This is a genomic window from Streptomyces sp. NPDC051180, from assembly GCF_040689545.1.
Lineage (GTDB): Bacteria > Actinomycetota > Actinomycetes > Streptomycetales > Streptomycetaceae > Streptomyces.
Genome location: NZ_JBFBBC010000008.1, coordinates 274,810 through 288,320 on the forward strand (window position 1 = coordinate 274,810; position 13,511 = coordinate 288,320).

Consider the following 13,511-nt stretch of genomic DNA (forward strand, 5'->3'; position numbering starts at 1 on the left):
GCCTCCCCGTACGATCCGTCCATGATCGTCAGCGATGTCCTCGGGGAAGCCGTCCGCAACAACGCCGCGTGGTGCCAGGCCATGTGCCGCGCCCACGGCCTGCCCGGCACCTTCGGCCCCCGCGCCTGGACCAACGGCGGCCGGACCCCGCTCTACTACCCCGACGCCGTCACCCTCACCGAGGACGCCACGGCCGAGGACGTCCTCGCCGGCATCGACCGCACCACCCCCGGAGCCTCCGTCAAGGACAGCTTCGCCCGCCTCGACCTGGCCTCCGAGGGCTTCCGGCTCCTCTTCGAGGCCCAGTGGATCCACCGCCCCGCCGGACCGTCCGACCTCCCGGTCGCGGCCGGCCACCGCCCCGTCCGCACCCCGGCGGAACTCGCCGCCTGGGCCCTCGCCTGGAGCGACGGCGACGCCGAGGAGGCGGCCCTCTTCCGCCCCGAACTGCTCGACGACCCGGAGACCCTCGTCGTCGCCGGGTACGCGGTCGACGGCCGGATCCTCGGCGGCGCCGTCCTCAGCGTGGGCGAGCGCGTCACCGGCGTCTCCAACCTCTTCACCACCGGCGACACCGACCCCGCCCACGCCTGGGCGGGCGCCGTCGCCGCCGCCCCCGCCGACCGCCCCGTCGTCGGCTACGAGTCCGGCGACGACCTGACCGCCGCCCTCGCGGCCGGCTTCACCACGACCGGCCCCCTCCGGGTCTGGCTGGACGCCTGAGGCGGGTCCGGGCGCCCGGGGCGGGTCACACCGCCGCGGGCACGAACCGGTGCAGCTCGTCCGTGCCCGGCTGGACGACCCCGTAACTGTTCTCCGGCACCTCGTTCCACGCCCCGGGCAGGTCGCCGAGCGGCTCGGAGACGATGAGCCGGGTCTCCCCGGACACGTGCCGAAGGAACCCGAGGTCCGGGTGGAGCCGGCGCAGCGCCTCCACCCGGCTGCTGTAGAACAGCGAACGGGACGCGCGCGCGGTGGAGTAGCGGAAGACCCAGACGCGCTCGCCGTCGGTGAGGGCGAGCGTCATCTGGAGGGGGTGCTCCACCCCGTGCGCACGGCCGACCCGCTCCACGACGCCCGCCATCGCGGCGACGGCCGCCGGCGGATCCCGGTCGAGCCCGAAGGTGAGGGCCAGGTGGAACATCACCTCGGAGTCCGTCGTCCCCTCGATGTCCCCGTACAGCCCGGGGTCGACGAGCAGCGTGAGGTCGCGGCGCATCAGGGGGAACCCGTCGATGACGCCGTTGTGCATGAACATCCAGCGGCCGTGCCGGAACGGGTGACAGTTCGACTGCTGCACGGCCGTCCCCGTCGACGCCCTGATGTGGGCGAAGAACAGCGGGGACCGGACGTGGTCCGCCAGCTCGCGCAGGTTGCGGTTGTTCCAGGCCGGCCCGACGTCCCTCATCAGCGCGGGGGTGTCGTTCTCCGCCGAGTACCAGCCGACCCCGAACCCGTCGCCGTTGGTGGTCTCCACCCCGAGCCGGGAGTGCAGGCTCTGGTCGATCAGGGAGTGGGCCGGCCGGTACAGGATGGTGTCGAGCAGCACCGGTGTGCCCCGGTACGCGAGCCATCGGCACATGCGTGATCACCTGGGTCCCTGCCGGCTCCGCGGACGTCGACGCGCCCCGTCCGGCCCTCCCATTCTGAGTGCCCTCCCCACGGGGTGCCACACCTGCGCGGCCCGGCTGACAGGCGGCGGCCCGGCCCCGTGAGGGGGTGGCAAAGACACGTCACGCGTCCGAAACGGCGAGGCAACGCGCCCCCGGAAGGATCGGCGCATGACGGAGCCGGACAGCACGTTCGCCGACGCCGCCGGGCTGCTCGACAGGATCGCCGGCCAGCTCGCGGCCCAACTGGCCCAGGTGCGTCCGTACGCCCGTCCGCAGCGGAAGCAGGAGACACCGGGGAAACCCGGGACACCCGAGAAGCACGAGCCGCCCAGGACATCCGAGAAGCACGGGCGACCCGGGACACCCGAGAAGCACGACGAGGAGGCAGGCCCACCGATGAACGTCCCCGACCCCGTCGCACGGAGCCGCGCCCTGCCCGCCCCCGGCACCACCGCCCCGGCCGAGGCCACCCCCACCCTGGTCGCCGTCGGCCACGGCAGCCGCGACCCCCGCGCACGCGCCACGCTCACCCGCCTCCTCGACCGGGTGCGCGAGCTGCGGCCCGGACTCGACGTCCGGCTCGCCCACATCGAGCTGAACACGCCGCTGCTCGACGACACCCTCGCGCGGGTCGCGGCCGATGGACGGGAGGCGGTCCTCGTCCCGCTGCTCCTCGCCCCCGGCCACCACGTGACCCACGACCTGCCGGCCGCCGTCGCCGCCACGCCCGCCCTCCGGGCCCGGGTGGCAGAGCCGCTCGGCGCGCACCCGCTCCTGGTCGAGGCGCTGGCGGGCCGGCTCGCCGAGGCGGGCTGGGCGCCCGAGGACGGGAGCTCCGCCGCCACCGGCGTCGTCCTGGCCTCCGCCGGCTCCCGCGACCCCCGGTCGGGGGCCGAGATCCGCCGGATCGCCGCACTCCTCGGCGAGCGCCTCGGCGGCGTCCCCGTCGTCCCCGGCTACGCCTCCGCCGCCACGCCCACCGTCGCCGAGGCCGTGCGGGCCCTGACCGCCCGCGGCCGCCACCGGGTCGCCATCGCCTCCTGCTTCACCGCTCCCGGCCTCTTCGCCACCCGCGCCGCCGCCCACGCCCCCTGGATCGCCGCCGACCCGCTCGGCGCCCACCCGGCGCTCGCCCGCCTCGTCCTGCACCGCTACGACCGCGCCCGCACCTCCCGCACCACCACCCCCGCGCGGGAACTCGCCGCCATCTGAGCGCTTCTGTCGGTCCCTCCGGTTACCGTCGACGCATGGAAGGCATCACGGACACCCCAGGACAGGACACCGCCACCGACACCCCGGGCTACGACTCCGCCGCGACCGGACGCTGGGCCGCCGAGCCCGACAAACGCCCCGGCCGCACCGCCTTCCAGCGCGACCGGGCCCGCGTCCTGCACTCCGCCGCCCTCCGCAGGCTCGCCGGGAAGACCCAGGTCGTCACCCCCGGCACCCGGAGCCACGCCTGGGACGCCAGCCCCCGCACCCGGCTCACCCACTCCCTGGAGTGCGCGCAGGTCGGCCGGGAGCTGGGCGCCGCCCTCGGCTGCGACCCCGACCTCGTCGAAGCCGCCTGCCTCTCCCACGACATGGGCCACCCGCCGTTCGGGCACAACGGCGAGCAGGCGCTCAACGAGGTGGCCGAGGACTGCGGCGGCTTCGAGGGCAACGCCCAGTCGCTCCGCCTCCTCACCCGCATCGAGCCCAAGCGCTTCGTCAAGGACGCCGACGGCGAACTCGTCAGCGTCGGCCTCAACCTCACCCGCGCCGCCCTCGACGCCGCCACCAAGTACCCCTGGACGCGCGGCGGCCACCCCCAGGACCCCGGCTCGCCCAAGTTCGGCGTGTACGAGGACGACCTGCCCGTCTTCTCCTGGATCCGGCAGGACGCCCCCGCCCACCGCACCTGCTTCGAGGCCCAGGTCATGGACTGGTCCGACGACGTGGCCTACTCGGTCCACGACTTCGAGGACGGCCTGCACGCCGGCCACATCGACCCCAACCTCCTCCTCGCCGAACCCGAGCGCGCCGACGTCTTCGCGGTCGCCCTCGGCCGCTACGTCCCGGAGGACACCGACCCGGAGGAGCTCGCCGAGGCCCTCGACCGGCTCGTCGACCAGGAGTGGTGGCCGCACGGATACGACGGCTCGGCCGTCGCCCAGGCCCGCCTCAAGGACGCCACCAGCCAGCTCATCGGCCGCTTCTGCCTCGCCGCCGAGGGAGCCACCCGCGGCAGGTACGGCTCCGGCCGCCTCACCCGCTACGCCGCCGAACTCGTCGTCCCCCGCGAGGCGCGCAACGAGTGCGCCGTCCTCAAGGCCGTCGCCGACCGGTACGTGATGCAGCGCGCCGAGCAGGAGGCCCTCCGCGCCGACCAGCGCGTCGTCGTCGCCGAACTCGCCGAGGCCCTCGTCGCCCGGGCCCCCGACGGCCTCGAACCGCAGTTCCGCGCGGCCTTCGACACCGCACGCGACGACCGGGCCCGCAAACGCGTCATCATCGACCAGATCGCCAACCTGACCGACGCCGCCGCCCGCGCCCTCCACACCCGCCTGCACCGCCACGCGGCGTAGGTCCTCTTCCCTCACCCCCCTCCGTGCGGGACGCTCGCATGCACGCCCCGAGCCGGAACGGCCCGACGAACGCCCGGGGGCGTAGGTTGGAAGCGGTCGCAAAGAGGAGGAAACGACGTGGTCGACGCAGATCAGACCTTTGTCATCGTCGGCGGGGGCCTGGCAGGGGCCAAAGCGGCGGAGACCCTGCGCGCCGAGGGGTTCAACGGCCGGGTGATCCTCATCGGCGACGAACGCGACCACCCCTACGAGCGCCCACCCCTCTCCAAGGGCTACCTCACCGGCGCCAAGGAGCGCGACGGCGTCTTCGTCCACGAAGCCGCCTGGTACGCGGCGAACGACGTCGAACTGCACCTCGGCCAGTCCGTCACCGCCGTCGACCGCGAGGCCCGCACCGTGCGCCTCGGCGACGGCACCGTCATCCGCTACGACAAGCTGCTCCTCGCCACCGGCGCCGAGCCGCGCCGCCTCGACGTCCCCGGCACCGAACTCGCCGGCGTCCACCACCTGCGCCGGCTCGCCCACGCCGACCGACTGCGCCAGGTCCTCGCCGGACTCGGCCGGGACAACGGCCACCTGGTGATCGCCGGCGGCGGCTGGATCGGCCTGGAGGTCGCCGCCGCGGCCCGCGGCTACGGCGCCGAGGTCACCGTCGTCGAGGCCGACCCCACCCCGCTCCACCGGGTCCTCGGACCCGAGCTCGGACAGCTCTTCGCCGACCTGCACACCGACCACGGCGTCCGCTTCCACTTCGGGGCCCGGCTCACCGAGATCGTCGGCCAGGACGGCATGGTCCTCGCCGTCCGCACCGACGACGGCGAGGAGCACCCGGCGCACGCCGTCCTCGCCGCGATCGGCGCCGCCCCCCGCACCGTCCTCGCCGAGAACTCCGGCCTCGCCCTCGTCGACCGCGCCGACGGCGGCGGCATCGCCGTCGACGAGTCGCTGCGCACCTCGGACCCCGACATCTACGCGGCCGGGGACGTGGCCGCCGCCCTCCACCCCCGCCTGCACACCCGGCTCCGCGTCGAGCACTGGGCCAACGCCCTGAACGGCGGCCCGGCCGCCGCCCGCGCCATGCTGGGGCAGCTCGTCTCGTACGACCGCGTCCCCTACTTCTTCTCCGACCAGTACGACCTGGGCATGGAGTACTCGGGCTGGGCGCCCCCCGGCACGTACGACCAGGTCGTGGTCCGCGGCGACACCGGAAAGCGCGAGTTCATCGCCTTCTGGCTGAAGGAGGGCCGGGTCCTGGCCGGCATGAACGTGAACGTGTGGGACGTCACAGACCCGATCCAGCAGCTCATCCGGTCCCGTACGGCCGTGGACCCCGACGCCCTCGCCGACCCCTCCGTACCCCTGGAGAGCCTGATCTGATCACCTCCGCCCCCACGTAGACTTCACCCGTGGCAGGCAGGATCAACGATGACGACGTGAAGGCGGTACGGGACGCGGTCCCGATCGACGCCGTCGTGTCCGAGTACCTCCAGCTGCGCAACGCGGGCGGCGGAAACCTCAAGGGTCTCTGCCCCTTCCACGACGAGAAGTCGCCCTCCTTCCAGGTCAGCCCCGGCAAGGGACTCTTCCACTGCTTCGGCTGCCAGGAGGGCGGCGACACCATCGCCTTCGTGATGAAGATCGACCACCTCTCCTTCTCGGAGACCGTCGAGCGACTCGCCGCGAAGGCCGGCATCACCCTGCGGTACGAGGAGGGCGGCTACAACCCCGGCCACCAGCGCGGGGAACGCATCCGCCTGGTCGAGGCGCACAAGGCCGCCGCCCAGTTCTACGTCGACCAACTCGGCTCCGCCGAGGCCGAGATCGGCCGCAAGTTCCTCGCCGAGCGCGGCTTCGACCAGGCCGCCGCCGAGCACTTCGGCGTCGGGTACTCCCCGGCCGGCTGGGACCACCTCACCCGCTTCCTGCGCGGCAAGGGCTTCTCCGACAAGGAGCTGATCCTCTCCGGGCTCGCCCAGGACGGCCGACGCGGCCCCATCGACCGCTTCCGCGGCCGCCTCATGTGGCCGATCCGCGACGTCGGCGGCGAGGTCGTCGGCTTCGGCGCGCGCAAGCTCCGCGACGACGACAACGGCCCCAAGTACCTCAACACCCCCGAGACGCCGATCTACAAGAAGTCCCAGGTGCTCTACGGCATCGACCTGGCCAAGAAGGACATCGCCAAGGTCAGCCGGGCCGTCGTCGTCGAGGGCTACACCGACGTCATGGCCTGCCACCTCGCCGGCGTCACCACCGCCATCGCCACCTGCGGCACCGCCTTCGGCGGCGACCACATCAAGATCCTCCGCCGCCTCCTGATGGACAACGGCTCGGCCCGGGTGATCTTCACCTTCGACGGCGACGCCGCCGGCCAGAAGGCCGCCCTGCGCGCCTTCGAGGACGACCAGAAGTTCGCCGCCGAGACCTACATCGCCATCGCCCCCGACGGCATGGACCCCTGCGAACTGCGGCTCGCCAAGGGCGACGCGGCCGTCGCCGAACTCGTCCAGCCGCGCACCCCGCTCTTCGAGTTCGCGCTCCGCCAGATCGTGAAGCGCTACGACCTGGAGACCCCCGCCGGCCGCGCCGCCGCCCTCGACGAGGCCGCCCCCGTGGTCGCCCGGATCAAGAACATCGGCGCCCAGCACGAGGTCGCCGTCCAGCTCGCCGGCATGCTGGGCATCCTCGACACCCAGTTCGTCGTCAAGCGGGTCGCCCAGCTCGCCCGCTGGGCCCGCGACCGCGGCGGCAAGGGCCCCGCGACGCAGCCGGCCCCGCAGCGCGGCTACGACACCCCGGCCCCCTCGGCCGCCCCCTCCGGGCCCGCGCTCAACCTGCGCAGCCCCGCCCACCGCACCGAGCGCGAACTGCTCAAGCTCGCCCTCCAGCGCCCCGAACTGGTCTCCCCGGCCTTCGACGCGTACGGCATCGACGAGTTCACCGCCCCGCCGTACGCCGCCGTCCGCCAGTGCGTCCAGGACGCGGGCGGCGCCACCGGCGCACCCTCCGACTACCTCGACACCGTCCGCGAGGCCGCCCCCAACGACACCGTCCGGGCCCTCGTCACCGAACTGGCCGTCGAGACGATCTTCGCCAAGAACGTCGACGAGGCATACGCCGGCGACCAGCTCGTCACCGTCCGCCTCCGCGCCGTCGACCGCCGCATCCGCGACGTCCAGGGCACCCTGGCCCGGCTCGGCGCCCACGGCGACCCGGAACAGCTCGCCGCCGTCCAGAACGAGCTCTGGGTCCTCACCCAGTACGGGCAGTCCCTGCGGAACAACGGCGCCGCCGCACTCTGACCCTCGGTCACGGTCCGGACTCAAAAAGTCACCGCACGCCCCTCGTGGCGGCGATGTGTCGTACCCCACACTGGATGACGGTGCCGTTCCGCCCCACCTGGAGGTCGCCCGCCGTGCAGACCGAGATCCAGACCACCGAACCGGACGAGCAGGCCGACATCCCCGAGATCCCGGTCCAGCGGCGCCGGACCGACCTCGGCGGCAACGGGCCCTCGTCCGACCTCTTCCGCCAGTACCTCCGCGAGATCGGCCGCATCCCGCTGCTCAGCGCGGAGGAGGAGGTCGAGCTCGCCCGCCGCGTCGAGGCCGGGCTCTTCGCCGAGGAGAAGCTCGCCAACACCCCCGACCTGGACTCCCGGCTCGCCGGCGACCTCGACCGGATCGTCGTCCTCGGCCGGATCGCCAAGCGGAAGCTGATCGAGGCCAACCTCCGCCTCGTCGTCTCCGTCGCCAAGCGGTACATCGGCCGCGGCCTCACCATGCTCGACCTCGTCCAGGAGGGGAACCTCGGCCTCATCAGGGCCGTCGAGAAGTTCGACTACGCCCGCGGCTACAAGTTCTCCACCTACGCCACCTGGTGGATCCGCCAGGCCATGTCCCGCGCCCTCGCCGACCAGGCCCGCACCATCCGCGTCCCCGTGCACGTCGTCGAACTCATCAACCGCGTCATCCGCGTCCAGCGCCGCATGCTCCAGGAACGCGGTTACGAGCCCACCGCCGAGGAGGTCGCCGCCCAGCTCGACGTGGCCCCCGAGCGGGTCGGCGAGGTCCTCCGCCTCGCCCAGGAGCCGGTCTCCCTGCACGCCCCCGTCGGCGAGGAGGAGGACGTCGCCCTCGGCGACCTCATCGAGGACGGCGACGCCGCCTCACCCGTCGAGTCCGCGGCCTTCCTGCTGCTCCGCCGCCACCTGGAGGACGTCCTCTCCACCCTCGGCGAGCGCGAACGCAAGGTCGTCCAGCTCCGCTACGGCCTCGACGACGGCCGGCCCCGCACCCTGGAGGAGATAGGCCGCATCTTCGGGGTGACCCGCGAACGCATCCGCCAGATCGAGTCCAAGACCCTCACCAAACTCCGCGACCACGCCTACGCCGACCAACTGCGCGGCTATCTCGACTAGCCGAGCTCCCGGACCGTGAACGTCCACGGGCCCTCGGCGCGCAGGTGCAGCAGCTGCGCTCCCCCCGGGACGGGGACGGTGTGGCTCAGCGGCCCGGTCTCGTTGAGGAGCAGGTCCATGTGGGGCAGCCGCCCGCCGGTGCGTCCGTCGACCCCGTAGCCCTGGATGCCGACGTAGCCGCCGCCGCTCTCGGGACTGCCCTCGAAGTCCACCCGGAGGTCCGCCCCGCCGCCGAGGTAGACCAGTGCCTCGGGGCCGTAGCCGTGCATCGTCCCCTCCAGGCGGCGGGCCGCCGCGAGGGGCTTCACCCGCATCACCCACCGGTTGTCGGCGGCGAGCCGCATGCGCAGCGGCCGGCCCTCGGGGACCCGGGCGAAGGTGCTGCCGCGGAACTCGGGCAGGAGGTCGTTGAGGAGGTAGTCGACCTCGTCCTTGTTGCGCCGGTCGAGCGTGAAGAGGCCGACGTACCCGCGGCCCTCGTGCGCGACCTCGACCAGGACGGGCCCCGCACCGACCCGGCCGTCGAGCGTGATCACGTCGTTGCCGCACCCCTCGACCACGAAGGGTTCGAAGACCGGGCCGAACTCCCAGCCTTCGACCAGCACGTACGGCCGGTCCTCCGGCGGGAACGGCCCGGCGGGGGCCGGAGCGGGGGCCGGAGCGGGCTCGTCCGGGAGGACGCCGTCCGTGGGCGGAACCCGCCCGGGCATCTTCACCACCCCGGTGAGCGGTACGGGCCCGGCCGCCGCCGGCTCCTCGTCCGCGACCTCGACCCCGTACGAGGTGACGAGCCCGGAGAGTCCGGAGTCGTACCCCTTCCCGACCCCGCCGAACTTCCAGCCGCCCGACTCCCGGAAGAACTCCGCGAAGACGACGGCGGTGGCGCCCCCCGAACCCGTCACCCGGGAGGAGGCGACGGCCGCCCCGTCCGGGGCGACCGCCACCAGGGCGCCGCCGCTCGCGGTACCGGTGATCACGATCCGCTCGACCTCGGCCTCGACCTCGTGCAACGCCAGGACCAGCGAGGGCGGTTCGTGTCGCACCGCCCCCGACGGATGGACCGGCTGTCCGTCGAAGACCATGTCCGCGTCCCCCCGGACCCGGCCGTCCGCGCCGAGCAGCAGCGCCGCCACCTCCACGCCCTCGGCACCCACGCGCAGGGTGACCGAAGGCACCCAGGAACTCTCGGTTATGTGACCCATGCCGCACATCATGCGGCACGGGTCACCTGCCCGGTCAGTCGACTTCCGCCACCGCCTGGGCGAACTGCGCGGCGTACAGGCGGGCGTAGGCTCCCTCGGCCGCCAACAGTTCGGTGTGGGTGCCCTGTTCGACGATCGAGCCGCTCTCCATCACGAGGATGACGTCCGCGTCCCGGATCGTGGAGAGCCGGTGCGCGATGACGAACGAGGTGCGGCCGTGGGCGAGTCGGGCCATCGCCTTCTGGATGAGCACCTCGGTGCGGGTGTCGACGGAGCTGGTGGCCTCGTCGAGGACGAGGATCACCGGGTCGGAGAGGAAGGCGCGGGCGATGGTGATCAGCTGCTTCTCGCCCGCGCTGACCCCCGCCCCGTCGTCGTCGATGACCGTGTCGTAGCCGTCGGGCAGGGTGCGGACGAAGCGGTCGGCGTGCGCGGCACGTGCGGCCTCCTCGATCTCCTTCCCGGTCACCTCGCGGGTGGCGCCGTACGCGATGTTCTCCGCGATGGTGCCGCCGAAGAGCCAGGTGTCCTGGAGGACCATGCCGATCCCGGTCCGCAGCTCCTCGCGGGTCATCCGGGCGATGTCGACCCCGTCCAGGGTGATCCGGCCGCCCGTCACCTCGTAGAACCGCATGAGCAGGTTGACCAGGGTCGTCTTGCCGGCGCCGGTGGGGCCGACGATGGCGACCGTCTGGCCGGGCTCGACGGTGAGCGACAGGTCCTCGATGAGGGGCTTGTCGGCCTCGTAGCGGAAGGACACGTCCTCCAGGGCGACCTTGCCCTTGAGGTCGGCGGGCCTCGCGCTGCCCGGCAGGTCCGGAGCCTGCTCCTCGGCGTCGAGCAGCTCGAAGATCCGCTCTGCCGAGGCCACGCCCGACTGCACCAGGTTCGCCATCGACGCGACCTGGGTCAGCGGCATGGAGAACTGGCGCGAGTACTGGATGAACGCCTGGACGTCGCCGATGGAGAGCGAGCCGCTCGCCACCTTCAGGCCGCCGACGACGGCCACCAGGACGTAGTTGAGGTTGGAGACGAAGAGCATCACCGGCTGCATCACGCCGCTGTTGAACTGCGCCTTGAACCCGGCCTCGTACAGGGCCTCGTTCTGCTCGCGGAAGTCCTGCGCGGACTCCTCCTGCCGGCCGAAGACCTTCACCAGGGCGTGCCCGGTGTACATCTCCTCCACGTGCGCGTTGAGCGTGCCCGTGGACTTCCACTGCTGGACGAAGTGCGGCTGCGAGCGCTTGCCGATCCTCGCCGCGACGAAGACCGACACCGGCACCGTCACCAGCGCCACCAGGGCGAGCAGCGGCGAGATCCAGAACATCATGCCGAGCACGCCGACGATGGTGAGCAGCGAGTTGACCAGCTGGCCCATCGACTGCTGGAGCGTCTGCGAGATGTTGTCGATGTCGTTGGTCGCCCGGGACAGCACCTCGCCGCGCTTCGCCTTGTCGAAGTACGACAGGGGCAGCCGCGCGAGCTTGGTCTGGACGTCCTCCCGCATCCGGTAGACCGTCCGGTTGATCACCTTGATCGACATGCGGGTCGAGACCAGCATGAGCAGGCCCGCCGCCACGTACACCGCGAGGACGACGAGCAGCACCTCGCCCACGGCGGAGAAGTCGATGCCCCGGCCCGGCGTGAAGTCGACGCCGGACAGCATGTCCGCCATGCCGCCGTCGCCGGCGGCGCGCAGGTTCGCGATCGCCTCCGCCTTCGTCCCGCTCTCGATCTGCCGCCCGACGACGCCCGCGAAGACGAGGTCGGTCGCCTTGCCGAGGATCTTCGGGCCGACCACCGAGGCCGCCACCGACAGCACGCCGGCGAAGAGCATCACCCACAGGGCGCCGCGCTCGGGGGCCAGCTGCCGCAGCAGCCGCTTGCCCGAGCCCTTGAAGTCCATCGACCGCTGGTCGGGGCCGCCACCGGCCATCATGCGTCCACCAGGACCGGCCATCAGGCTGCCTCCGCCTCGGTCAGCTGGGAGAGCACGATCTCCCGGTACGTCTCGTTGTCCGCCATCAGCTCCCGGTGCCGTCCGGTGCCGACGACGCGGCCCTCGTCGAGGACGACGATCCGGTCGGCGTCCCGGATGGTGGAGACGCGCTGGGCGACGATCACCACGGTCGAGTCCGCCGTCTCGCGGGCCAGCGCGGCCCGGAGCAGGGCGTCCGTCTCGTAGTCGAGCGCGGAGAAGGAGTCGTCGAAGAGGTAGATCTCCGGCCGCTGCACCAGCGTCCGCGCGATCGCGAGCCGCTGCCGCTGACCGCCGGACACGTTGGTGCCGCCCTGTGCGATCGGGGCGTTCAGCCCGGCCTCCAGCTGCCGCACGAAGTCGGCCGCCTGGGCGACGTCGAGGGCGTGCCAGAGTTCTTCGTCGGTGGCGTTGGGTTTGCCGTAGCGGAGGTTGGTGGCGACGGTCCCGGAGAAGAGGTAGGGCTTCTGGGGGACGAGGCCGACGGTCCTGGCCATGAGGTGGGGGTCGAGGGTGCGGACGTCGACGCCGTCGACGAGGACTTCGCCGCCGGTGGTGTCGAAGAGGCGGGGGACGAGTCCGAGGAGGGTGGACTTGCCGCTGCCGGTGGAGCCGATGATCGCGGTGGTCTCGCCGGGGCGGGCGACCAGGGCGACGTCCGTCAGGACCGGCTCCTCCGCGCCGGGGTACCGGAAGTCCGCGTTCCTGACCTCCAGGTGGCCCCGCCGGTCGAGCTTCGTCACCGGCCGGGCCGGCGGCACGACGCTGGACTCCGTGGAGAGGACCTCCTCGATGCGCTCCGCGCACACCTCGGCCCGCGGCACCATCATGAACATGAAGGTGGCCATCATGACGGCCATCACGATCTGCATCAGATAGGCGAGGAAGGCGGTCAGCGCGCCGATCTCCATCCCGCCGCTGTCGATGCGGTGCGCGCCGAACCACACGACGGCCACGCTGGAGATGTTCACGACGGTCATCACGACGGGGAACATCAGCGCCATCAGCCGGCCGGTCGACATCGACACGTCCGTCAGCTCGGCGTTGGCCCCGCGGAACCGCTCCTCCTCGTACCCGTCCTTCACGAACGCGCGGATGACCCGGTTGCCGGTGATCTGCTCGCGCAGCACCCGGTTCACGGTGTCGAGCCGCACCTGCATGGTGCGGAAGAGGGGCCGCATCCGCCGCACGATCAGCGAGACGGAGACGGCGAGCACCGGCACCACCGCGAGCAGCACGGCGGAGAGCGGCACGTCCTGGCCGAGGGCCATCACGATGCCGCCGACGCACATGATCGGCGCGGACACCATCAGGGTGAAACCCATCAGGACCAGCATCTGGACCTGCTGCACGTCATTGGTCGTACGGGTGATCAGCGAGGGCGCGCCGAAGTGGCCGAGCTCCCGCGCGGAGAAGGACTGCACCCGGTCGAAGACCGCTCCGCGCACGTCACGGCCGAGCGCGGACGCCGTCCGGGCGCCGTGGAACACGGCCCCGATGTTGCAGACGACCTGCACCACGGAGACGCCGATCATCAGCGCGCCGAAGCGCAGGATGTAGCCGGTGTCCCCGGTCACGACACCGTTGTCGATGATGTCGGCGTTCAGGGTCGGCAGGTAGAGGCTCGCGCAGGTCTGCAGGAACTGGAGCAGGACGAGCAGCGCGATGGGTTTTCGGTAGGGCCGCAGATGGGTTCGGAGCAGTCTTATGAGCACGGCTCCTACTATCGCCCGC

General features: G+C 72.5%; 10 protein-coding genes. 6 read left to right on the top strand and 4 right to left on the bottom strand.

The genetic code is table 11. The features are described 5' to 3' along the window. The first annotated feature begins 21 nt into the window (after window positions 1-21). Window positions 22-723 carry a hypothetical protein gene (locus AB0424_RS17290; RefSeq protein WP_366306181.1) on the top strand — a complete coding sequence of 234 codons (702 nt, stop codon included), beginning with the start codon at window positions 22-24 and terminating at the stop codon, window positions 721-723. A 25-nt stretch (window positions 724-748) separates the two neighbouring features. Here the strand turns inward: AB0424_RS17290 and AB0424_RS17295 are convergent, their stop codons facing one another. After that, the gene (locus AB0424_RS17295; protein ID WP_366306183.1) at window positions 749-1,582 is read right to left on the bottom strand and encodes a class II glutamine amidotransferase; all 834 of its coding nucleotides are present in this window, start codon (window positions 1,580-1,582) and stop codon (window positions 749-751) included. A 427-nt stretch (window positions 1,583-2,009) separates the two neighbouring features. Here AB0424_RS17295 and AB0424_RS17300 point away from each other — a divergent pair, with 427 nt between their 5' ends. The 5 genes from AB0424_RS17300 (at window position 2,010) to AB0424_RS17320 (ending at window position 8,597) form a co-directional block, all read left to right on the top strand. Continuing rightward, window positions 2,010-2,825 carry a sirohydrochlorin chelatase gene (locus tag AB0424_RS17300; protein ID WP_366306247.1) on the top strand — a complete coding sequence of 272 codons (816 nt, stop codon included), beginning with the start codon at window positions 2,010-2,012 and terminating at the stop codon, window positions 2,823-2,825. A 35-nt stretch (window positions 2,826-2,860) separates the two neighbouring features. Then, on the top strand, window positions 2,861-4,180 hold the full coding sequence (locus AB0424_RS17305; protein ID WP_366306185.1) for a deoxyguanosinetriphosphate triphosphohydrolase: 1,320 nt from the start codon (window positions 2,861-2,863) through the stop codon (window positions 4,178-4,180). Between the two features lie 117 nt (window positions 4,181-4,297). Beyond that, window positions 4,298-5,557, top strand: a complete 1,260-nt coding sequence (locus AB0424_RS17310) for an FAD-dependent oxidoreductase (protein ID WP_366306186.1) — start codon at window positions 4,298-4,300, stop codon at window positions 5,555-5,557. 29 nt (window positions 5,558-5,586) lie between these two features. Then, window positions 5,587-7,479 (top strand): DNA primase, encoded by a 1,893-nt coding sequence (gene dnaG / locus AB0424_RS17315; protein ID WP_366306188.1) that lies wholly within the window; start codon window positions 5,587-5,589, stop codon window positions 7,477-7,479. Between the two features lie 167 nt (window positions 7,480-7,646). Next, the gene (locus AB0424_RS17320) at window positions 7,647-8,597 is read left to right on the top strand and encodes an RNA polymerase sigma factor (protein ID WP_366306249.1); all 951 of its coding nucleotides are present in this window, start codon (window positions 7,647-7,649) and stop codon (window positions 8,595-8,597) included. Here the strand turns inward: AB0424_RS17320 and AB0424_RS17325 are convergent. Genes AB0424_RS17325 through AB0424_RS17335 form a run of 3 tightly spaced genes read right to left on the bottom strand, consistent with a single transcriptional unit; the run spans window position 8,594 to window position 13,492 of the window. Continuing rightward, on the bottom strand, window positions 8,594-9,799 hold the full coding sequence (locus tag AB0424_RS17325; RefSeq protein WP_366306189.1) for a TerD family protein: 1,206 nt from the start codon (window positions 9,797-9,799) through the stop codon (window positions 8,594-8,596). The genes AB0424_RS17320 and AB0424_RS17325 overlap by 4 nt on opposite strands. A 34-nt stretch (window positions 9,800-9,833) precedes the next feature. Beyond that, the gene (locus AB0424_RS17330; RefSeq protein WP_366306191.1) at window positions 9,834-11,759 is read right to left on the bottom strand and encodes an ABC transporter ATP-binding protein; all 1,926 of its coding nucleotides are present in this window, start codon (window positions 11,757-11,759) and stop codon (window positions 9,834-9,836) included. Beyond that, window positions 11,759-13,492 carry an ABC transporter ATP-binding protein gene (locus AB0424_RS17335; protein WP_366306193.1) on the bottom strand — a complete coding sequence of 578 codons (1,734 nt, stop codon included), beginning with the start codon at window positions 13,490-13,492 and terminating at the stop codon, window positions 11,759-11,761. Before AB0424_RS17335 ends, AB0424_RS17330 begins: the two co-directional genes overlap by 1 nt. Window positions 13,493-13,511 lie beyond the last annotated feature (19 nt).